25 protein-coding genes are annotated in these 21,274 nt (G+C 56.2%); 17 read left to right on the forward strand and 8 right to left on the reverse strand.

Annotated features, from left to right (window positions below; genetic code table 11):
• Window positions 1-31: 31 nt before the first annotated feature.
• Complete coding sequence (locus tag ACTJK9_RS23040) at window positions 32-736, reverse strand: haloacid dehalogenase type II (RefSeq protein ID WP_440816521.1); 705 nt, start codon at window positions 734-736, stop codon at window positions 32-34.
• Window positions 737-846: 110 nt separating this feature from the next.
• Between ACTJK9_RS23040 and ACTJK9_RS23045 the strand changes: the two genes are divergently transcribed.
• A complete protein-coding gene (locus ACTJK9_RS23045; protein ID WP_440816523.1) occupies window positions 847-1,704 on the forward strand; it encodes a LysR substrate-binding domain-containing protein in 858 nt (285 codons plus the stop codon).
• Between the two features lie 21 nt (window positions 1,705-1,725).
• Here ACTJK9_RS23045 and ACTJK9_RS23050 read toward each other — a convergent pair whose 3' ends face one another.
• From ACTJK9_RS23050 to ACTJK9_RS23065, 4 genes are all read right to left on the reverse strand, one after another.
• A complete protein-coding gene (locus ACTJK9_RS23050; protein WP_085613158.1) occupies window positions 1,726-2,247 on the reverse strand; it encodes a hypothetical protein in 522 nt (173 codons plus the stop codon).
• Window position 2,248: 1 nt separating this feature from the next.
• Window positions 2,249-2,977, reverse strand: coding sequence for an alpha/beta hydrolase (locus ACTJK9_RS23055; RefSeq protein WP_085613157.1), 729 nt, complete (start codon window positions 2,975-2,977; stop codon window positions 2,249-2,251).
• 3 nt (window positions 2,978-2,980) lie between these two features.
• Window positions 2,981-3,478: a PAAR domain-containing protein gene (locus tag ACTJK9_RS23060; RefSeq protein WP_085613156.1), complete on the reverse strand. Its 498-nt coding sequence runs from the start codon at window positions 3,476-3,478 to the stop codon at window positions 2,981-2,983.
• Window positions 3,479-3,617: 139 nt separating this feature from the next.
• The gene (locus ACTJK9_RS23065) at window positions 3,618-4,277 is read right to left on the reverse strand and encodes a ribonuclease T2 (RefSeq protein ID WP_440816528.1); all 660 of its coding nucleotides are present in this window, start codon (window positions 4,275-4,277) and stop codon (window positions 3,618-3,620) included.
• A gap of 165 nt (window positions 4,278-4,442) precedes the next feature.
• Between ACTJK9_RS23065 and ACTJK9_RS23070 the strand changes: the two genes are divergently transcribed.
• From ACTJK9_RS23070 to ACTJK9_RS23095, 6 genes are all read left to right on the forward strand, one after another.
• Window positions 4,443-4,925 carry a hypothetical protein gene (locus tag ACTJK9_RS23070; RefSeq protein ID WP_064598036.1) on the forward strand — a complete coding sequence of 161 codons (483 nt, stop codon included), beginning with the start codon at window positions 4,443-4,445 and terminating at the stop codon, window positions 4,923-4,925.
• Window positions 4,926-5,020: 95 nt separating this feature from the next.
• Window positions 5,021-6,724 carry a copper resistance system multicopper oxidase gene (locus ACTJK9_RS23075; RefSeq protein WP_440816531.1) on the forward strand — a complete coding sequence of 568 codons (1,704 nt, stop codon included), beginning with the start codon at window positions 5,021-5,023 and terminating at the stop codon, window positions 6,722-6,724.
• Between the two features lie 11 nt (window positions 6,725-6,735).
• Entirely contained in the window at window positions 6,736-7,593 is an 858-nt protein-coding gene (locus ACTJK9_RS23080; protein WP_440816534.1) for a copper resistance protein B, read from the forward strand.
• Between the two features lie 31 nt (window positions 7,594-7,624).
• Window positions 7,625-7,999, forward strand: a complete 375-nt coding sequence (gene copC, locus ACTJK9_RS23085) for a copper homeostasis periplasmic binding protein CopC (RefSeq protein WP_440816537.1) — start codon at window positions 7,625-7,627, stop codon at window positions 7,997-7,999.
• 3 nt (window positions 8,000-8,002) lie between these two features.
• Window positions 8,003-8,866 carry a copper homeostasis membrane protein CopD gene (copD, locus tag ACTJK9_RS23090; RefSeq protein ID WP_440816540.1) on the forward strand — a complete coding sequence of 288 codons (864 nt, stop codon included), beginning with the start codon at window positions 8,003-8,005 and terminating at the stop codon, window positions 8,864-8,866.
• A 59-nt stretch (window positions 8,867-8,925) separates the two neighbouring features.
• Window positions 8,926-9,717 carry a transporter substrate-binding domain-containing protein gene (locus tag ACTJK9_RS23095; RefSeq protein WP_440816542.1) on the forward strand — a complete coding sequence of 264 codons (792 nt, stop codon included), beginning with the start codon at window positions 8,926-8,928 and terminating at the stop codon, window positions 9,715-9,717.
• Between the two features lie 3 nt (window positions 9,718-9,720).
• Here ACTJK9_RS23095 and ACTJK9_RS23100 read toward each other — a convergent pair whose 3' ends face one another.
• Together ACTJK9_RS23100 and ACTJK9_RS23105 are read right to left on the reverse strand one after the other, a co-directional pair.
• Window positions 9,721-9,930, reverse strand: a complete 210-nt coding sequence (locus tag ACTJK9_RS23100) for a hypothetical protein (RefSeq protein WP_064380963.1) — start codon at window positions 9,928-9,930, stop codon at window positions 9,721-9,723.
• 152 nt (window positions 9,931-10,082) lie between these two features.
• Window positions 10,083-10,442 carry a DUF6124 family protein gene (locus tag ACTJK9_RS23105; protein ID WP_007955862.1) on the reverse strand — a complete coding sequence of 120 codons (360 nt, stop codon included), beginning with the start codon at window positions 10,440-10,442 and terminating at the stop codon, window positions 10,083-10,085.
• A gap of 460 nt (window positions 10,443-10,902) precedes the next feature.
• Between ACTJK9_RS23105 and ACTJK9_RS23110 the strand changes: the two genes are divergently transcribed.
• The 7 genes from ACTJK9_RS23110 to ACTJK9_RS23140 all read left to right on the forward strand — a co-directional run bounded on the left by ACTJK9_RS23110 (window position 10,903) and on the right by ACTJK9_RS23140 (window position 16,341).
• On the forward strand, window positions 10,903-11,448 hold the full coding sequence (locus tag ACTJK9_RS23110) for a PAAR domain-containing protein (RefSeq protein WP_085648163.1): 546 nt from the start codon (window positions 10,903-10,905) through the stop codon (window positions 11,446-11,448).
• Between the two features lie 10 nt (window positions 11,449-11,458).
• The gene (locus tag ACTJK9_RS23115; protein WP_440816546.1) at window positions 11,459-12,241 is read left to right on the forward strand and encodes a hypothetical protein; all 783 of its coding nucleotides are present in this window, start codon (window positions 11,459-11,461) and stop codon (window positions 12,239-12,241) included.
• Window positions 12,238-12,594, forward strand: a complete 357-nt coding sequence (locus ACTJK9_RS23120) for a DUF7079 family protein (RefSeq protein ID WP_440816548.1) — start codon at window positions 12,238-12,240, stop codon at window positions 12,592-12,594. Before ACTJK9_RS23115 ends, ACTJK9_RS23120 begins: the two co-directional genes overlap by 4 nt.
• Window positions 12,595-12,702: 108 nt before the next feature.
• Entirely contained in the window at window positions 12,703-13,422 is a 720-nt protein-coding gene (locus ACTJK9_RS23125; protein WP_011335150.1) for a hypothetical protein, read from the forward strand.
• 165 nt (window positions 13,423-13,587) lie between these two features.
• Window positions 13,588-14,640, forward strand: coding sequence for a hypothetical protein (locus ACTJK9_RS23130; protein ID WP_440816551.1), 1,053 nt, complete (start codon window positions 13,588-13,590; stop codon window positions 14,638-14,640).
• Window positions 14,641-14,889: 249 nt separating this feature from the next.
• Window positions 14,890-15,885 carry a tRNA dihydrouridine(20/20a) synthase DusA gene (gene dusA / locus ACTJK9_RS23135; RefSeq protein ID WP_440816554.1) on the forward strand — a complete coding sequence of 332 codons (996 nt, stop codon included), beginning with the start codon at window positions 14,890-14,892 and terminating at the stop codon, window positions 15,883-15,885.
• A gap of 84 nt (window positions 15,886-15,969) precedes the next feature.
• Window positions 15,970-16,341 (forward strand): DUF2388 domain-containing protein, encoded by a 372-nt coding sequence (locus tag ACTJK9_RS23140; RefSeq protein WP_440816556.1) that lies wholly within the window; start codon window positions 15,970-15,972, stop codon window positions 16,339-16,341.
• Here ACTJK9_RS23140 and ACTJK9_RS23145 read toward each other — a convergent pair whose 3' ends face one another.
• Entirely contained in the window at window positions 16,342-17,175 is an 834-nt protein-coding gene (locus ACTJK9_RS23145) for an undecaprenyl-diphosphate phosphatase (RefSeq protein ID WP_103386753.1), read from the reverse strand.
• Window positions 17,176-17,681: 506 nt separating this feature from the next.
• Here ACTJK9_RS23145 and ACTJK9_RS23150 point away from each other — a divergent pair.
• The 3 genes from ACTJK9_RS23150 (at window position 17,682) to ACTJK9_RS23160 (ending at window position 21,149) form a co-directional block, all read left to right on the forward strand.
• Complete coding sequence (locus ACTJK9_RS23150) at window positions 17,682-18,422, forward strand: winged helix-turn-helix domain-containing protein (protein WP_440816559.1); 741 nt, start codon at window positions 17,682-17,684, stop codon at window positions 18,420-18,422.
• 290 nt (window positions 18,423-18,712) lie between these two features.
• Window positions 18,713-19,372, forward strand: coding sequence for a winged helix-turn-helix domain-containing protein (locus tag ACTJK9_RS23155; RefSeq protein WP_440816562.1), 660 nt, complete (start codon window positions 18,713-18,715; stop codon window positions 19,370-19,372).
• Between the two features lie 382 nt (window positions 19,373-19,754).
• Window positions 19,755-21,149: an undecaprenyl-phosphate glucose phosphotransferase gene (locus tag ACTJK9_RS23160; protein WP_440816565.1), complete on the forward strand. Its 1,395-nt coding sequence runs from the start codon at window positions 19,755-19,757 to the stop codon at window positions 21,147-21,149.
• Window positions 21,150-21,274: the final 125 nt, after the last annotated feature.

Raw genomic sequence — 21,274 nt, forward strand, 5'->3', positions numbered from 1 at the left:
GGCGAAACTCCTTGATGACGGGCGTGGTTTCTTACCAGCCAAGGGACGCGAACAGCGGCAGCACTTCGTCCAGCGTGTTGAGGATCGCGTCGGGCCGATAGTCCGGCAGCAACTGACGACCGGTGCCGCGATCGATCCAGACGCAATGAAAATGCATATCGCGGGCCGCCGTGTGATCAAGCATCGGGCTGGCGCAGATATGCACCACCTGATCGCGGCTGACGCCCAATTGCTCATGAGCGTAGTCGAACAGCCGCGGCGCCGGTTTGTAGGCACCGGCCTGTTGCGCGGTGATCACCCGGTCGATGTGGCCACCGAGTTGAGCGACGTTGCCCGCGATGATGTCGTCATCGGTGTTGGAGACGATGCACAGCTTGAAACCCTTGGCCTTGAGCTGCGCGAGGGTCTCGACGACTTCGGGAAACGGCGGCATCTGCGGGATCGCAGCGGCCAGGCGCTGACTGTCTTCGCTGGCACTCGCCAGGCCCAGTTCTTCCAGGGCCAGTTGCAGGCCGAGAGTGCTCAGCTCGCGGAACGAGCGATGCGGCGGTGTCTGTTCCAGGCGATGTTCGTGGCGGTCGTAGACCTCGATCAGGCGCCCGGCGTCGACCCGGTGCTCGCCCTTCTCGCTGAGGATCCGCTCGGCCACGGCGCGCAGGCCTTCGTCCCATTGAATCAAGGTGCCGTAGCAATCGAAGGTCAGCCATTGCGGGCGCGGTGTGTTGATCAACGTCATGGGGGCATTCCTCTGAAAGTGAGGGCTTCAGCTTATGAACCCGGGGTGATAGTGTGAAATTAAATAAATTGCCGACCGTCAGTTGCCAAACAAATATCGAGACCGCCGCCATGCTGGATCTGGAACTGCTGAAAACCTTCGTCTGCGTGGTCGATGAAGGCAGCTTCACGCGCGCCGCCGAACGCGTCCACCGCACCCAATCCACGGTCAGCCAACAGGTGCGCAAACTCGAAGACCTGGTCGGCCACGCCCTGTTGTTGCGCGACCGCACCGGGTTGAACGTCAGCGTCACCGAGCACGGCGAACTGCTGATCCACTACGCCCGCCGCCTGCTGGCCTTGTCGGCCGAGGCCAGCGAAGCCCTGGCCAGCGATCTGGATCTGGAAATCCTGCGCATCGGCATGCCGGAAGACTTCGACGCCCGACGCATGGCGCTGATCCTCGCCGGCTTCACCCGCAGCCACCCGCAAGCACGGCTGGAGACCGTCAGCGGCATGAGCCTCGACCTGCGCCAACGCCTCGACAGCGGCGAAATCGACATCGCCCTGATCAAACGCGAACCCGACAGCGGCCCGGCCTGGGCGACTTGGCCGGAACGACTGGTTTGGGTCAAGGGTGCTGAGTTCGACTCATCCAGTGGCGTGTTACCGCTGGCGCTGTTTCCCCAGGGCTGCCTGTACCGACAACGGGCGATCCGCCTGCTCGACGTGGCGCAACGCCCCTGGCGGGTGGCCTTCGGCAGCCACAGCTTGACCGGCATTCAAGCGGCGGTCGCCTCCGGGCTCGGGGTTTCGGTGCTGCCGGCTTCGGCGGTGTTGCCGGAACATCGGGTGTGTACGGACTTGCCGCTGTTGCCACCGACGGAACTGGCGCTGGTCAGTCGCGAGGGGGTGTTGAGTGGATTGCAGCGGGGGCTGGTGGAGTTTTTGCGGGGGGAATTGGGGGTGGATGCGGGGGGATTTGCTTGATCCCCCCGATGGGCGCTGAGCTCAGGGCTTGTTGACTTCGCGCAGCAGGTCTGCGACCGGGAGGTTCATGGTGTTTGAGTAGTAGGGTTTGTAGCCCCAAGCGGTAATGACGACTTTGCAGGGGACCTGGAGCTTTCCGGACAACAGGCCATTCAACTCCTGAGTTGAAAGAAATTCCTGAGTTGAACCGTTATTTACGGTCTGCCTTAAAGTTGCACTCGTCACGTAGTTGTATTTCCCACCTGCCTTGTTGGCCTCATCTACATCAATCAGTCCGTACGCCGAATACCTGAAGCGGTTAGTGATAGAGAAGTCCTGATCGTCACCCAGCGCACATTTCAGAGTTGTCGAAGCGGCGCCTTCCCTCATTCCTCTCCCAAACAGATCCAAAAGATTTACATCAGAGCCGTAGTAAATTTCGTAATACAGGCCGTTGGGCTTTCTCTCTATCGCCAGAAAATTGAGATTTGCAGGCTGGACCGTATGGTTTTTAGCGCAGGCTGAACACAAGGTAATCAGTAGAAGTAAAAGAGCGTTTTTCATATCAGCAAACGTCCTTGTTGATAGCTTCAAACATAAGGTCACTGGCTGACTTTCCCTGAGCGATGGGCCTGGTGAACATCGCTGGGGCATTGGCGTGGTTCGTATCCATATTCACATTGACATTGGGTCCACTGACCACTTGCCACTTCTCTCCAAAGTCGGCTACCGAATCGGACTGATCGGGCCTCGAGGGTGTGGCTTTGATATTGATCCAATAATCGGCCACCGGCGTCGGTTTCTCTCCGTATATATCAGATCCCAGCCACACCAGAGTGCCCTCCCCCACAGGATCCAGCGTTACCAACATATTGATCCTGTATCCCCACTCAGACATGACACGGGTCAAGTGGGCTCCGTTCCATCCACCCAAACTATGGCCCACTATATAGATAGGGCAGGATTTATAAGGAATCAGGTTCAGAACATATTTCTGAATATCCTTCTTCCCCCGAACCTCGTTGTACCCAAGCCACTCGGATTTATACTTGCCCTCTTTTTCCAGCTTACCGTTTCGATCATCAAAGCCAGATTTAGCTTGGTTAACGTTTTCAAAGGGGCCGGAAAAGTAATAGCTCTCCTTGTCACCCGCCCCGCCGATAAAAAAAACAATCGCCTTGGTACTCTCCACCGGAACAGCCTTCACACTGACATCCTTCTTGTCCGTCAGCGTATGTTCCTTGTGCAGCTTGTAATTGTTGCCTTTCTCGCACGTAACCGTTTCCGCACCCATGCCTCATTCCTCCAGAAACAGTTTGATGGTTTCCGGAAGATGCGAACTGATCGTGTGGGTAAAACCGGCGGCGTCAGACATGCCGTGCTCCATCCGACCGTCCGCGCGCTGAATCATGTACGGATGATTCGGCATCGGTTCGCCGGTCGTGTCGTTCACCAACTGCAACTTGTCGGTGAAGTGCACCGGCATTGGCAGCAGGCCGCTGAAGGGAGCGTTCACCACGGTATCGCCGATGATGACGGTCCCGGAGCCGCCCACCACCACATTCCCGTGACCACCGGTGCTGTCCAGGGTTGCGGCGTTCAGGCCATTGATAAAAACCGTCGAGGCAACGCCACCGGTAATCGGACTGCCGCACGCCGACTTGTCGGTCATTCGTGCAGCGGGCAGCCCGTCGAAATTCACATTCGGCGAACCGCTGACAATCGGGTTGGTGCCATGCCCCGGCAATGGGCAAGCCGTCGGGTCGGTCACTCGGGCAGCGGGTTTTCCGCTCATGAAAAAGCTCCTTGCAGTATCGCGTCATCATCCGTGGGGCGCGCAGCATGAACAAAGTCCTTCCATTGATCAAACCCGATTGCAAAAAAAACAGGCGCCTAAAAAGGCGCCTGTTTTTTATGACCGGTAACCGCTCCGGTCAACGCGATGGCGGTACTCGAATATCCCCCGCCCGGCACTGGGTTTTCACGCCCTTGCCGCAGGCGCCGAATTGCAGGTCCTTGCCCATGCACACGCGCACTTCCGAGAGTTCCGGGCCGTTGCAGATGACGGCGATACCGTCTGACGGGATGCCCGGATTGCTCCTGCGGAACAGGTCGGCAATTTCCTGCGCTTCGAAGTAATAAGAGCTACTGAACGGTTGCAACTCTTGCGGGATGTTCACCGCCGCCACGGCCTTGTCCGCTTCGTCCAGATAGCCCATCGCGCCGAGGCCGCTGCAGGTGCCGTGTTTGCTCCATTCGTGATCGAGCAGTTTTTTGGTCGGGAACAGCGTCAGGCCTTTGGCCGTTTCAGCGGCCGACAGGTTGGTCAGCGGTGGGCAGGATTGCGGCCAGCCGCCCTTGGCGTATTGCGGCCACAGGCCATGCAGGACAAAACCGTAACCCTTGCCGGTGCATTGCGGGTCATCCTTGTGGGTCAGGCAAAAGGTCGGCGACCAGGACAACGTCAGCAGGTAGTAATCGAATACCCCCGCCACCGATTCCGCCTTGCTGGCGGACGACTGGCGTGCCGAACTCAGGCCGATGCTACCGACCGTCAGCGCAATCAGCGCCATAATTGTAAAAAGCTTTTTCATGTTCCCGTTCCTTGGGACGCGTGCGTCCGTGGTTTCTTTGGTCTGACCGTCACGTGGTCAGGGGCTGATTGAGTCACGCTTGTGTTGCAGACGCATGACGCAGGGCAAAACCTGCATTACTTTGAAAGGACTACGATGATGTTGAAATCACCACAGGGAACCGACATGAGTAAAGCAGACGAACTCGCCGCGAAACTCAAACAAACCCGGCACACCCATGCTGACGAAATCACCTGCGCCGAATTGGAAATCGATTGCTGGCCGGCTCAGGTCTACGCCTTGTATCACCGTATCGAGGGCTGGTTGCAACCGGTCACCGAAGTAGGACTGAAGATTCGGCGCAATCCTACGCATGTTTGCGAATCTTCATCGGATGGCGAGACCCACGACTACGCCATCGACCAGTTGATCATCGAAGCCAACCACCACAGCCTGACGTTCGACCCCATCGCCCGCTTCACCGAAGACGGCGCAGGGCGCGTGCAAATCGTCCTGCCGGGGCGCGAAGCATCGCTGCTGCGCACGGTCGATGAGCACGGTGAAAGCCATTGGTGGTTGCAGACGCTCGAAACCGGGCAACAGCTGGATGCGATTGCGTTGACGGAAAACAACCTGCTGCTGGTAGTCCAGGAAGGGCTCGGTCTGTAGGTTGAACCTGACGCAACTGTAATCCGCGCCTCAGCCAACTGAAAGCTGCCGCTGGTTAGCCTCCCCGTCATTGGTCAAACGGGGACTTCCAGCGCATGCCTTCCACCACCTCAAGACGCACCTTCGTCAAAGGCCTCGCTGCCAGCGGCCTGCTCGGCGGCCTCGGCCTGTGGCGCACGCCGGTCTGGGCCTTGAACAGCCCCGGCCAGGTCAACGAGTTAAGCGGCACCGACTTCGAGCTGTTCATCGGCGAAACACCGGTCAACTTCACCGGCCAGCCCCGCACCGCGATGACCATCAATGGCAGCCTGCCCGGCCCGCTGCTGCGCTGGCGCGAGGGCGATACGGTGACGCTGCGGGTGCGCAACCGGCTCAAGGACAGCACGTCGATCCACTGGCACGGCATTCTGCTGCCGGCCAACATGGACGGCGTGCCCGGCCTGAGTTTCAAGGGCATCGAGCCGGGTGGCGTGTACGTCTATCAGTTCAAGGTTCGCCAGCACGGCACCTACTGGTATCACAGCCATTCCGGCCTGCAGGAACAGGCCGGGGTCTACGGGCCGCTGGTGATCGATGCGCGGGAACCGGAACCATTCCAGTACGACCGCGACTACGTGGTGATGCTCAGTGACTGGACCGACGAAGACCCGGCCAGCCTGATGAAGACCCTGAAAAAACAGTCCGACTACTACAACTTCCACAAGCGCACCGTCGGCGACTTCATCCATGACGTCGGCGAAAAAGGCTGGGACGCCACCGTCGCCGATCGCACGATGTGGGCGCAGATGAAGATGAACCCCACCGATATCGCCGACGTCAGCGGCGCCACGTACACCTTCCTGATGAACGGCCACGCCCCGGATAACAACTGGACCGGCCTGTTTCACCCCGGTGAGAAGCTGCGTCTGCGGCTGATCAACGGCTCGGCCATGACCTACTTCGACGTGCGTATCCCCGGCTTGAAAATGACCGTGGTCGCCGCCGATGGCTTGCACGTCAAACCGGTCAGCGTCGACGAATTGCGCATCGCCGTGGCGGAAACCTATGACGTGATCGTCGAACCCGCCGCCGACGCCTACACCCTGTTCGCCCAGGCCATGGACCGCACCGGTTATGCCCGAGGCACCCTTGCAGCGCGCGCCGGATTGTCGGCCCCGGTGCCGGCGCTGGATCCGCGACCGCTGGTGACCATGGACGACATGGGTATGGGCGGCATGGATCATGGTTCGATGGACATGAGCGGCATGGATCACTCGAGCATGAACATGGGCCCGATGCAGTCGCACCCCGACAGCGAAAAGGACAACCCGCTGGTGGACATGCAAGCCATGACCACCGCCGCGAAACTCGACGACCCCGGACTCGGCCTGCGCAACAACGGTCGCCGCGTGCTGACCTACGCCGACCTGCGCAGCCCTTTCGAAGACCCGGACGGCCGCGACCCGAGCCGCACCCTCGAGCTGCACCTCACCGGCCACATGGAGAAATTCGCCTGGTCGTTCAACGGCATCAAGTTCTCCGACGCCGAGCCGCTGCTGTTGAAGTACGGCGAGCGAATCCGCCTGGTACTGGTCAACGACACGATGATGACTCACCCCATTCACCTGCACGGCATGTGGAGCGATCTGGAAGACGAAAACGGCAATTTCCAGGTGCGCAAACACACCATCGACATGCCGCCCGGCACCCGTCGCACTTACCGCGTCACCGCCGATGCGCTCGGCCGTTGGGCCTATCACTGCCATCTCCTGTACCACATGGAAATGGGCATGTTCCGCGAAGTGCGGGTGGAAGAATGAGGACGCCGACCATGACTCGATTTGCCGCGTTTTCGTTGTCGCTCCTGTCGATGGCTCCGGCCTTCGCCGCCAGCGACATGCAGGGCATGGATCACAGCCGGATGGGCGATCTGCAAAGCATGGACGACGGCATGATGCAGCCCGCCGCGCCGACCGAAAGCCGCACGCCGATCCCGGCACTGACCGACGCCGACCGCGCCGCCGTGTTCACCAGCCACGCCGGACATCAAGTGCACGACAGCGCCATCAACACGTACTTCCTCGCCGACAAACTCGAATGGCAGGACGCCGACGACGCCAGCACCCTGGCCTGGGATTTGTCCGGCTGGATCGGCGGCGACATCGATCGACTGTGGCTGCGCTCCGAAGGCGAACGCAGCAACGGCAAGACCGAAGACGCGGAAATCCAGGCGCTGTGGGGCCACGCGATTTCGCCGTGGTGGGACGTGGTCAGCGGCGTGCGCCAGGACTTCAAACCCGGCGCCCCACAAACCTGGGCCGCGTTCGGTCTGCAAGGCATGGCGCTGTACAACTTCGAAGCCGAAGCCACGGCGTTCCTCGGCGAAAACGGCCAGAGCGCGGTGCGGCTGGAGGGCGACTACGACATCCTGCTGACCAATCGCCTGATCCTGCAGCCCACCGCCGAACTCAACGTCTACGGCAAAAACGACCCGCAACGCGGGATCGGCTCGGGCCTTTCGAACACCGAAGCCGGGCTGCGTCTGCGCTATGAGATCCGCCGCGAATTTGCGCCCTACATCGGCGTGACCTGGAACCGCACCTACGGCCAAACCGCCGATTACGCACGGGAAGAAAGCGAGGATCGCAGCGAAGCCCGACTCGTCCTCGGCGTGCGGCTGTGGTTCTGAATTCCATCAAAAAACAACACCGAGGTCTTGCATGCGCACACTGAAAATCTCCCTCGTCCTCGCCAGCGGTTTGCTCCTGAGTACCCTGGCCCAGGCCCATCCGAAACTGCTGTCGTCGACCCCGGCCGAAGGTGCCGACGGCGCGGCGCCCGGCAAGATCGAACTGCGCTTTTCGGAGGATCTGTTGACCCAATTCTCCGGCGCCAAACTGGTGATGACCGAAATGCCCGGCATGGCCCACTCGCCGATGCCGATGAAGGCCAAAGTCAGCGCCGGCAGCGACCCGAAAACCATGCTCGTCACCCCGCTCACGCCCTTGCCGGCCGGCACGTACAAGGTCGAATGGCGCGCGGTGTCATCGGACACGCACCCGATCACCGGCAACGTCACATTCAAAGTGCAATGAGCGATGGCTGAACTGATCAACATCCTCCTGCGTCTGGCGCTGTATGTGGATTTGCTGCTGTTGTTCGGGCTCGCGTTGTTCGGGCTGTACAGCGTTGACGCGGTGCTGCGGTTTCGGCCGCTGCTGCGCGGGATGGCGTTGATTGGGGCGCTGCTGTCAGTGGCGGGACTGGTGCTGATGACCCGCGCCATGAGTGGCGAAACGCAATTCGCGGCGCTGTGGCCGCACCTGCAAATGATGGTGCTGGAAACCGACGTCGGGCTGGCGTGGGCGCTGCGGATGATTGCGCTGATCGTCGTGATGCTCTGGCCGGGATTGCGGCTGGCATCGATGGCCGGCGCCGTCGCCCTCGCCTCCCTGGCCTGGAGCGGACACGGGGCGATGGATAACGCGTGGCATCTGCTCAGCGACATCCTGCACCTGCTCGCGGCGGGTGCGTGGCTGGGCGCGATGCTCGCGTTGATCTTGATGTCGCGGCTCGACGCACTGTGCAGCGAAGCGCGCATTCGTTCGCTGGCGGATTCCGTCAAACGCTTCGAAGGCGTCGGCGCGGCAATTGTGCTCATCCTCTCGATCACCGGCGTGGCGAATTACCTGTTCATCGTCGGCCCGACACTGGGCGAAGTCCTGCTCGGCACCTACGGTATTCTGCTGGCGATAAAGGTTGTGTTGTTCGGGGGAATGTTGGTGTTGGCCGCGTTGAACCGCTTCCACCTCGGGCCTTTGCTTGAGCAATCGTTGCGCGCCGGCCAGCATCAAATGGCGGCCAACGCCTTGCGCCGCAGCGTGGCACTGGAGCTGATGATTGCGCTTCTGATCGTGGGACTGGTGGCGTGGCTGGGCACGTTGAGCCCGGAACCGGGGTGACACCCGGCAAACCCATTCACTACACTGGCCCGCACCTCCACTGCACAAGCCCGATCACAATGACAATTCCAAAAAGCACGATGATCTTCTGCGGCCTGCTGGCCATGGCCGGCGGCGCCCAGGCACAAGAACCGGCCTCGCACCTCGACACCATTCAGCAACAAGGCCAGTTGCGCGTCTGCACCACCGGCGACTACAAGCCCTACACCTTCAAACGCCCGGACGGCGGATTCGAAGGCATCGACATCGCCATGGCGCAATCCCTGGCCGACAGCCTCGGGGTAAAGGTCGAATGGGTGCAGACCACCTGGAAAACCCTGATGCCGGACATGCAGGCCGGCAAATGCGACATCGGCGTCGGCGGCATCTCGGTGACCCTCGAACGCCAGAAAAAAGCCTTCTTCAGCAACACCCTCGACGTCGACGGCAAGATCCCGCTGGTGCGCTGCGCCGACCAGTCCAAATACCAGACCATCGACCAGATCAACCAGCCGAACGTGCGCCTGGTCGAACCCGCCGGCGGCACCAACGAAGCCTTCGTCCACGCCTTCCTGCCCAAGGCGCAACTGGCGTTGCACGACAACGTGACCATCTTCGAGCAACTGCTCGACAACAAGGCCGACGTGATGATCACCGACGCCTCCGAAGCCCTCTACCAGCAGAAACTCAAACCCGGCCTGTGCGCCGTCAACCCGAGCCAGTTCATGCAATACGGCGAAAAAGCCTACCTGCTGCCGCGCGACAACATCAGCTGGAAACTCTACGTCGACCAGTGGCTGCACCTGAGCAAAGTCACCGGCAAATACCAGAAAGTCCTGAGCGAATGGATCGCCGTGCCCGCGGCTCAGTGACCCTCAGTCGTCATGCATCAGGCCGGAGCTGTACTGGTTGAAACTGTTACCGATATTGCTCCCGCCGAACTTCAACGTATTCACGTTACGCGCCTCCGGCGACTGACAGTCGCTGGAGAAACAACTGGTGGTGGTCAGGCCACCGGAGCCGGAACAGGCGCTTAAAACCGAGACAGTGGCGACGATCAACAGCGCTTTGAGTGGATTGTTCATGGTGTGTGGCGCTCGGGTGGGATCGGGATCTTGTGGATGGATCGTAGGCCTGCGTGGATGGCGGGAAGATGAAACTTGTGGGGGTTTCAGCGTGGGTTCAGGTTGAACCCACGTCTAACGATCAACCCTCTACCGCAGAGGGTTGCCCGAACCTACTTCGGCTCGACGTTATCCAGCGCCTGATTCACCGCCAAAGACCCCAACATCACCAACTGCGCAATGCCGATGGCGGTTTTGCGGTGGGCGGGTTCCAGGGTGGCCGCGAAGTTGTTGAGCATTTCGGAGGCGGATCCCAAGGATTCGCTGGCGTTGGCGAGCAGGGATTCGGTGTCGTAGGCCGGGTTGGCGAAGTACATCGGGTCATGTTGGGTGTGGCTGCCCATGATCCGTTGCTGTGGGGTGAGATAGTGATCGAGGGCGCGTTCGGCGGCTTCGTTCAGGGTTCGTGAATCGGGGAATTTGTAGGGGGAGACTGGATCGGTTTCTGGTGGGTTGGGTGTTGGTTTGAACATGGAGTAACTCCCGACGGATAGAGGTTAGGAGCCGCCACCTTCGCTACCAAACTAGGGTGGAGGCCATACGCAGGTTGGTAGACCGGCCGTCAGGAACCCCGGCGCATCCGAAGATGCCCTGCGCATGACCACCATAAAACGAAGGCACTGAAAGCCTCCGCAAGACAGTAGTCTTGTGCTTCTGACGGAATCCGGGCTACCAAACCCGATCACTGATTTTCAGTGACCCAGGAACGATAGAACCCCCGTGCTAGAGGCACAAGCCGGCGGATTCTGTCTTAGGTGTAGGGGGTGACGCAAGGATGCGTAGGGCCGAAGTAGTGTCAGAGAGCTTCGTTTAAACACACTCAAATTTTGCTGTTTAGATGGATAACCAACACCGCGCACGTCGCCGTCAGGCAACTACCAAAGCAACTCTGATACAGTCGGTGCCAGCTAATCCGTTGACAGGGAGTCAAACATGGCAAAGCCCGCTGCACGCATCACCGATCCCACCAGTTGCCCCATCCCCGGACACGGCCCCAAAGCCATTGCCTCCGGATCCCCCGACGTATTCTTCGACGGACTTGCCGCCGCCCGAAAAGACGACACCTGCACCTGCGGCAGCGCACTGGCCTCCGCCGTATCCAGCACCGTATTCATCAACGGCAAAAATGCCGCGCTGGTCGGCACAGTGGGTTCACATGGAGACGTTGTGATCGGAGGATCGGGAACGGTGATCATCGGCGACTCACATACGCCTGCGCCGTTTACGCCGCCGACGCCGATGATCATTCATCCTGGATGGATCAGCTTCACCATCCCCGGTTCTGAGTCTTACCTAGGCATGAGCTGCGTTGCTCACTTCGAAGATGGTTCTACCCAATTCGGAAATTTCGATATCACCAACACTGTGAAATTTCTCAACATCCGTGGAAAAGTCTGCCAAAAGCTAGAGTTCGGCACTCAAGAAGAACCACCGACCGACTCAATTTTCGACACGTTATTCAATGCATCATTGAAATAAGGATTGTTTCATGACTGAGCCATTGCTCGTAACGGGAAGCTACGTTGTTCAAAAAGCACACGAGCTTGAAAATTCTCCATTGGACATGGCGATTGCGGGTATGGAGGGGGCTGCCACAAGATTCTCTTTAGATGCCATATCAGATGCAAAAGTACGCACCAACTACATGAGCAACATTAAGCGCATGTCAGTGGAAACCAAAGCCGAAGTCGCCGCAGGAAGGCTAAGTGCCCAAGAAGGAGCAGCATTTTGCCAGGAAATGCGAAATAGAATCTTGGTCGAGCATCGAAAATTTACCTCGGCACAAGGTGTGGCCTTCGCCGAACGGAAGAAACGATTACCTCCGACGTTACAGGACACACTGGACAAGTACGCACTGAAAACGGCAAACGTCGAATACAACAAACTGACCCCAGAACAAAAGAGCAAAGTCTATTACGAGATTCTGGAATCAGCGGGCCGTGACAACGCACCGGTAAGCAAAGGAACTCAAAAATTAAGAATAATGGGAAAGGTCGGCCTATTGGTCACTGCGACTTTCGCCGTATATGAAATCATGAACGCAGACAACAAAGTCAAGGAAACGGCCCGGCAAGGCATTATTATCGGCGGGGGTGCTGCGGGCGGGGGGTTGGCTGGCTTGGGCGTCTCTGCATTTTGCGGCCCTGGCGCCCTAGCTTGCGCTGTGGCAATCGTTCTGGCGGGAAGTATTGTGGGAGGAATTGCTGGCAGCGCAGTAGCCGACACCTTTGATGAAGAACTGGAGGAATTTTCCAAATGGGAAGTTCTATGACAAAGCAACAAAGAGCGGATGTGCGCTGGGCGTTGTCGGATGCCTTTGTTGATATCGAAGTCGACTATGCTGCGATTGCACGAAGGACAAGAGAATTCGATCGAGATGAAGTGAAGCGCATACTCTTTGAGGAGGTTGCTCCGATTTGCCATTCCAATCTTGAAAGCACGCTTCCGACTATATGGCTTTGTTTCAACAGGAAGGAATTGGAAGATGACATTGAAAAAATGCTGGGAGCAAAAGAGAACAGCTGGTTCAAAAGAAAAGCCAACGCCTTATTGGTGACATGGCTGAAGAGCAGATACGAATACATCTGGACAGAAATAGAAAAGCAGTATCAAAACATAAGCTAATAACAAAGCGTCGCAACTGGAACGATTGCATCACCCTTTTTTTCTTGAGCTATACTCGTAAACAAACACACAACCAAGTAAAAACATAATTATCTTAAGGACTGATACATGAAGGGAAAAACCATCGCAACTTTTCTTGCATGCTTGCTGCTCGCCGGTTGTTCTGACCCAAAGCAAACCAAACTGCCTGCCGATATCAGTAAATGGTCAGAGGACAAAGGGCTAATGGAAGCTGTCGGCAAACTCGATGAAAACGATAGAAAACTGTTTGGTGGCTATGCTGCCCGGCAAGTGGTGGCCAGCACATTTGGCGGTAGCAAAGTTGTTGCAGACTCAACACTGGGTGATGCTCTGAAAACACAACAGGCCTGGATCGAAGCCAAAGCTGCCGAAGCGGAAAAACAAAAAGCCCTGGCCGAGCAAGTAAAACAGCAACAGCTTGTGGCACTGAAAGAAATGAACGGAACGCTTACAGCGTCCCTTCTCAAACTTAAACTGAATCCCGCCGACTATAAAAACAAGCAATACAGTGAATATTTTTCAATTGAAATTGCTCTACACAACAATACAACTGAGGCCCTATCTGGCGTAAAGGGAACAGTAGTACTCAGCGACATGTTCGGCGACCCTATAAAAAGAATTGGCCTCACCAACGACATCCAAATTGACCCAGGTCAAACGTACATCTATAGCGGGACAATGGATTACAACCAGTTTCAGGCCGCCGACAAGAAGTTGGCTGCTTCCGATACAGAAAAAATGAAATTTGAATGGGTGCCTGACACTTATATTTTCACCAATGGCAAAAAGCAAACAATGCCAAACTAACCTTAAAAAATGGAGCCAAATGACTTGACTAAAAAACCAAAACAAAAAAACACCACCCACTTAACATTAATCTTAAAACTAAGCAATCCAAATTGCATTCGACACCGCTATAGCCGTCGGCTGACTATGGCAATAGAGCACTTTTAAGCAAGGGGAGAAAGCTTAATGCCAGACAACAACTTCAATGTAAAAATTTCCGACAGCAACTCTGACGAACAGTATGTACAAGTACCTATAAAGAAAAAAGATTTCGGCGACTTTATAACAAATTTACTAGGCCAACCTGAAAAAATCACTGGAACAAAAAGCGGAACATTTGAAGCATCTCACGAGTGGTTAATTCACCTTCACCACCTATTAGACCAACGTATAAAACAACAAGCATCCTGCGCTCTAGTAGACTTCTCAGCGACGTTACGATATGACACCGGCCCGGAGCGCAAGATCACTACAATCAATGGATTCTTGAATTTTAATGAGGCAACAATTGTTCTAACTAAAAGTATAGAGCTTACCTGGACATACCTAGTTAACTTCCCAAACAAGCCTGCACCTGAAAAGCAAGAAATCTCGTTACAGCTCATTACGGACAACGCCGTAGTTCTGACTACTGGCACCTCAGTTATTACCAGAACAGCAACAGATTCAACGGGAATCGCGAGATTCACCGTTGCACATACAGAAAGAACCTGGGGTGACGATATCGCCTCCCTACTCACACGGGAAATTGATACAATCTTTGAAGAAGGTAATTGGCTTTCGAAAGCCATCGGTTATTCTGTTATTTTTTTTGCTTTAGGAATGCTTGCGGCAGGAATATTCACTCCAGACTATGTCGAACAACTAATAAGAGAAAAAGAGACCGCTCAAATATTTTTGAGCATCGTACCTGAAAACAGTTCCATCGAAGCTCTTTCCATTGACCAGAAGCTCAATCTAACAATAAAACTACTAGACCCAAACAACCAGCTACATGCAGTTAAAGCGTGGTACCGGGCCATATCATTCCTTACGGGCATAGGCCTAGCAGCACTTACACTTTTCATCTTCATGAAAGAGACGCCATCTTTCATATTAATCACAAAAAGAGACAAGGACAAAAAAGCCGAATGTGAAAAAACCAAAAAATCGTCTACCATAAAAAACATTGCATCTTACGCACTTGCCATTGCCGCAGGTGTATTTGGAAATTATGTCTACTACTACCTAAACCTTTAATGCCCAATAAATATTTGGGACGGACTCATTTATCACCCTAAAGCTTAAACGTCCGTCCCTTTTTTTACGACATCCAAATTGGCATTGCACCTAAGTGTTTAGGCTTTACGAAATGGGGGTTGATTTCTAATAGCCGTCCACTCCCAAGCGCGGCGCCGGTCGGCCCCCCCTCGAATGTCCCGGCAAGCCCCTCCTCCCCATTCCTGATAAACTCCTCCACCTCCCAGCCACACCGATTCCGTACCCCCAATGCCCCCAATCACCGCCACACCCGCCCCACTCTCCCGCCGTTTCTCCGTCGCGCCGATGATGGATTGGACTGACCGTCATTGCCGGTACTTCCTACGCATCCTGTCGAAAAACGCCCTGCTCTACACCGAGATGGTCACCACCGGCGCTCTGCTCAACGGCGATCACGAACGTTTCCTCCGCCACAACGAAGCCGAGCATCCGCTGGCGTTGCAGTTGGGCGGCAGCGTTCCGCTGGACCTGGCCGCTTGCGCTCGTATGGCGCAGGAGCACGGTTACGACGAGGTGAATCTGAACGTTGGCTGCCCGAGTGATCGGGTGCAGAACAATATGATCGGGGCGTGCCTGATGGGGCATCCGCAGTTGGTGGCGGATTGTGTGAAGGCGATGCGTGATGCGGTGTCGATTCCGGTGACGGTGAAGCATCGGATCGGGATCAATGGGCGGGACAGTTATGAGGAGCTGTGCGATTTCGTCGGGACGGTGCGGGATGCCGGGTGCACGAGTTTTACGGTGCATGCGCGGATTGCGATTCTGGAGGGGTTGTCGCCGAAGGAGAACCGGGACATTCCGCCGTTGCGTTATGACGTGGCGGCGCGGTTGAAGGCGGATTTTCCGGAGCTGGAGTTCATTCTGAACGGCGGGATCAAGACGATGGAGGCCTGCCATGAGCATTTGCAGACCTTTGACGGCGTGATGCTGGGGCGCGAGGCGTATCACAATCCTTATCTGCTGGCCGAGGTGGATCAGCAGCTGTTCGGCAGCAGCTCGCCGGTGATCAGCCGGGCCGAGGCGCTGGCGCAGTTGCGGCCTTATATAGCCGAGCATTTGCTGGCCGGCGGTGCGATGCATCACATCACCCGGCATGTGCTGGGCCTGGGCACCGGGTTCCCGGGGGCGCGCAAGTTTCGTCAGTTGTTGTCGGTGGATATCCACAAGGCCAAGGATCCGCTGGCGTTGCTGGATCAGGCGGCGGAGTTGCTGGCGGGTCGTTGATCGATGCTTTGAATATGCGGGCAACGAATGACTGTTGCCCGCTGATGTAATTCTTTTGATGTACTGACAGGATGTCTTTTGTTTATGCCCGCATTGAATTTCTCTGGTTTCAAGCGTTGCACCCTCCTTGCCTTGTGTTGCGCCACGTCTAATGCCCAGGCCCACTGCGACGGGCTGTGTCTGGGTAACACCGATACGCCATGGGAGGTGACCAAGTTGTCTGGTTTCTCGCTTGCTTCCCTGCTGCTCACGCCTTTTACAGCCTCGCAAGAAACCACCGACAGCCATAAACGCGTTTACTCCGCCGAGGAGCTGGAAGACGCGCGGCTTTATCTAGCCAGTGACGGAATGCTGAAGGCTGCGTATTTCACGTCAGCCTTGCAGCGGTTTCGTCATGAATCGCCCGATACCGAGTTAAGCGACCTCGCCATCGCTGCACTGATCAGCAGCCAGTAATCAGCTTGCCGCCGCAGCCGTCCAGTTAACCCAGCCGAACTGCCAGGTGGCAAGGATCAGCAAGCCGAAGGCAATGCGGTACCAGGCGAAGGTGGCGTAGCTGTGGTTTGCAATGAACTTCAGCAGGCCGCGGACAGCGATCATCGCGAAGATGAACGCTACGACGAAGCCCAGGGCGAAGACCGGCAGGTCGCTGCTCTGGAACAGTTCGCGGTATTTGTAGCCGGAATACACCGCGGCACCGACCATGGTCGGCATCGCCAGGAAGAACGAGAACTCCGTGGCGGCTTTGCGTGACAGGCCGAACAGCAGACCGCCGATGATGGTGGAACCGGAGCGCGACGTGCCCGGAATCATCGCGAGGCACTGTACGCAACCGATCTTCAGCGCGTCGGCCCACTTCATGTCGTCCACATGGTCGACACTCACTACATGATCCCGCTGCTCGGCCCACAACATCACGATGCCGCCCACGACCAATGCGACGGCAACGGTGATCGGGTTGAACAGGTATTCATGAATCGTGTCGGCGAATAACACGCCGAGAATGACCGCCGGGAAAAAGGCGATCAGCAGATTGCGGGTAAAACGCTGGGCATTGCTTTGGGTCGGCAGGCCTTTGACGATCTCGAAGATCTTCGGGCGAAACTCCCAGACCACGGCCAGAATGGCGCCCAGTTGAATGATGATGTTGAACGCCATGGCGCGTTCACCGCCGAATTCCAGCAAGTCGGCAACGATAATCTGGTGGCCCGTACTGGAAATGGGCAGGAACTCGGTCAGGCCTTCTACCGCCCCAAGAATCAGCACCTTGAACAAGGTCAGTAAATCCATTAATCCTCCGTCAGAGCGCTCTTTGCGGGCGCCCTGTTAAATGCATTCAGGCATTGAGTATCTGAAGTAAAACAATTGGCAGATGTACACCCATTGCCCGACTCGGGGACGGAGAATATGTCTTATCAAAAGCCACACTCAAGGCATGTTAATAAACGTCCGTGTGTGAACTTGTCGACGTTATAGCCAAAACACAGGCCTCCCCATAAAATGTGACCCACCTCACACTGCTCTGATACGTATGCAGTTGAGTGATGGCCAAGGGACATAAAAACAGGTCGCGATAATTACAAAATAGTGGCACCATTCCATATTGCCACCATCTAACGACCTCAATTTCGTTAGTTCACAGCCCCGAAAAAATCAACTAAAAGCTTGAATCGCTTAATTATTGTTAGAAAACTCGGGAGCCACGTCTAAAATTCGTCCAAATGTTACCAATTGTCAGTCACAGATGAGAACCGGTGCTTTAACATCCCGATGTCAGCACCTTTTCGAGTCAATGCATGATGCTCACAGGTAACTTAGCGACTAGAAGCCCGCGCCGCACAAGCGACGAACCAGGTGTTCTCACCCTGGGTCGTACCCGTGGCGTGGCTGAACACTTTAGCGCGCTAATCGCGAAGCATGTGCAGAGCGGTATGGCTGTTGAAGCCGACGCCTACATTAGTTCATATCAGCACAACGAATATCACGGCCTGTATCGGGCGATCTTCATTATCATCGACAGCCCTCAGGCACTCGAAGATAACCTTGCGCTGGTGGAAAACCTGCGCAACGACAACTTGAAGCCGATTATTTGTGCAGTGATCACAGGTCGCGGCGCCCACAACAAGATCAAGTACTTTCTGGCCGGTGCCGACTTCTGTATCAAACTCAATACCTTGTCCGATGAAAGCGCGGAACTGCTGGGTGAGTTCTTCGACAGCGAAGAATGGCAGCGGGATATCAGCCTGGTGCTGGACCCCACCCGCATCTGCCTCTCGGACACCAGCAAGAAACTGGATATCTCCTTTGCCGAAATGAAGATCCTGCAAGCCTTTGCGCAGACCGGCAATCACATTCTCAGCCATGATGAAATCGCCAGCATCATGGGGCTGAACACCCAATTCTACGACCCTCGGGCGCTGGAAAAATCCATCAGCCGCTTGCGTGGGAAAATCAAGGACGTGTACGGTACGAACGCCATACAGAGCATTCGCGGGTATGGCTATCGTCTGATGAGGGGGTTGATCTCAACCCCTTGATTCAGGGAAACACTCTTTTGCAGCATACGAGGGAACGTCTGATGCAACGCTTCAAACATCCGCTTTCTCATAGTTTTAACCGCGTCACATATCTAATAAAAAGCTGTCAATTGCATGAGCGCTGCAACACTTAAACATAACAATAAACCATTACTCTAACGCAGACCGAGTGGAACTTATCGAGGCCATCTTTGGGCCCAGACCCTGCCTGATCGATTAATTCCGAGGAAAACATTGCTCGCCTGCCATTATTTTTTCGCCAAATTTGGTGTGTACTTTAGGAGAGAGACATGGAAACCAGCACGACCCTCCCAAGAAAATACTTTGTTGTCGTGACTAACAGCTCAGCGTCGCAACGCGAACTCGAGAGCATTCTCTCCAGTGAGCGTTTCAATTCGTTTGGCACGTCTCAGGCACAAATGTTTATTGAAGGTGTTGCTTCGCCCTCTTCCACTCCGATGCTGATGGAGTTCACTTACCCACGCGGCACAAGGAAGCATGTCGCACGTAGCATCGAACATGATACCCAGCGCATATTGGCCACCCTCGAATCGGAATGGCTGGCAGCACAATCGGCGCATTCATTCCACAATTCCACGGCCATGTCCGAAAACCCCGCTGATACTTCCCGAACGATCGAACCCGACGCGCCCTGCACCCAAGCCTGGCATCTGGACAATGATCAGGGTGCATTGACGAAAGAAGGCGTCGAAATCAGTCTCACCGGGCTTGAAACCGCACTGGTCCGCAAGATGCTGCACCATGAAGATCGCGTTGTCAGTCGCGACGATCTGATCCTCAGCATCGGCCGCGAGCCGGAGCAATACCGGGGACTGGAAATGTGCCTGAGCCGTCTTCAAGACAAATTCAAGAACGCCAGCAACGGTGAACGATTGTTTCGTGCCGTGCGCAATCGCGGTTATTGCCTGATCCAGGAAGTTGTTGCCTAAACAACATCCCCCACTACAAGACAAACAGATACAAGTGCGATTACAAAAATAAAAAAGCACTCTGTTTGGTTTCACCCCTCCCTGGTTATACCCGCCTCCTGACCCCACCTACGATAGCAAACACAATATTGATTATTCATCCCCTGCCTTTTGACCTTTTCTAACGTTTGCATATTGGAAATTTAAATAAGTTGGCACTGTGCCATCTTGTTAGAACTCGTCAGACAGCATCCCCGGCAATAACTTAGTCTATTGACTGACGACAGTTCCGCATTCCGGCGTTGTTACCTCAGGACACTGACTCAAACAACAATAACAAGTCTGCTTAACAACTCGGTTTTCTACTGTCGAAACCTGAACGGACGTCTTTTGGGGATATCGTATGGATCTTTCTCTTCGTATCAATCGAAACACCGGCCTCAAGGGACTGACCTTTTGGGGCCAATGGGCGCTGGCACAGAGTTTCATTGTTTCCCTGTTGTTCATACTGGCCGAACAGCACACGGGCACCGTCGAGTTCTACTATCGGATGTGCACGATCCTGGCGGTACTGGCCTCGGTGCCGGCTTATACCTTCAGCGGCGCGTATCGAAAGCGAGACAATTACCTGACCGGGCTGGGTCGACTGTTCATGGGCTGGTTCATGACCATGGCCGGGCTGGCGTTCATCGCGTTCATCTGCAAGGCCGATGCGCTGTTCTCCCGCCAGGTCATCCTTGAGTGGGCGGTGTACGGTTTCCTCGGTCAGGCGCTGTTGTACGCACCGCTGCATGCGTTCTCGAAGTTCTACCAGCGGTCGCGCAAAAGCGAACACAAGACCCTGATCGTCGGCACCGGCGACCTGGCGTTGGGTCTGGCGAAGAAGTTGAGCCAGCATGAAAACCTGCCGCTGGTCGGCCTCGTCAGCAACGGCGATACCCCGTCGCTGGAAGCGGACGCCCCGCGCGTTGTCGGCGCTCAGGACGAACTGCTAGAGCTGATCCAGAACCACGATATCCGCCGCCTGTACATCACGCTGCCGCTGTCGGAAGCCGCCAAGATCGAAGCCATGTATGTGGACTTGCTGGATGCCAACGTTGACGTGGTCTGGGTGCCGGACCTGAACAGCCTGACGCTGCTCAACCACTCGGTGAAAGTCGTGGACGGTCTGCCGGCGATCTACCTCAACGAAAGCCCGCTGACCAGCCGCCCGACCGCTGCGCTGAGCAAGAGTCTGGTGGAGAAAGCCGTCGCCCTGCTGGCGATCATCCTGTTGAGCCCGGTGCTGCTGGCCGTGGCCCTGGCGGTGAAACTCAACTCGCCGGGCCCGGTGTTTTTCAAGCAGGATCGCCATGGCTGGAACGGCAAGGTGATCAAGGTCTGGAAATTCCGCTCGATGCGCGTTCACGATGACCGTGACGTCAAGCAGGCCAGCCGCAACGATTCGCGCATTACCGCGGTCGGTCGCTTCATCCGTCGCACTTCGCTGGATGAGCTGCCGCAACTGTTCAACGTGCTGCAAGGGCACATGGCACTGGTCGGCCCACGTCCGCACGCCGTGGCGCACAACAACTACTACTCGGGCAAGATCCTCGCCTACATGGCCCGCCACCGAATCAAACCGGGTATCACTGGCCTGGCGCAGATCAGCGGTTGCCGGGGTGAGACAGACACCCTCGACAAGATGGAAAAACGTGTTGAGATCGACCTGAAGTACATCAATAACTGGTCGCTGTGGCTGGATCTGAAAATTCTGGTGAAGACGCCGTTCACCCTGTTGTCGAAGGATATTTACTGAGACGCAGCGCTTGAGAAGGCAACACCGCAAGGGGACGAAAGTCCCCTTTTTTGTGGGCGGGATTTGGGGGTTGGCGGAGGGCTCTGCGGCCGAGGAGAGTCTGATGTTTTGATGTCGGCTGAGCG

Origin of the sequence: Pseudomonas sp. 22082 (assembly GCF_052046055.1) — a bacterium.
GTDB classification, from domain to species: Bacteria; Pseudomonadota; Gammaproteobacteria; order Pseudomonadales; family Pseudomonadaceae; genus Aquipseudomonas; species Aquipseudomonas pharyngis.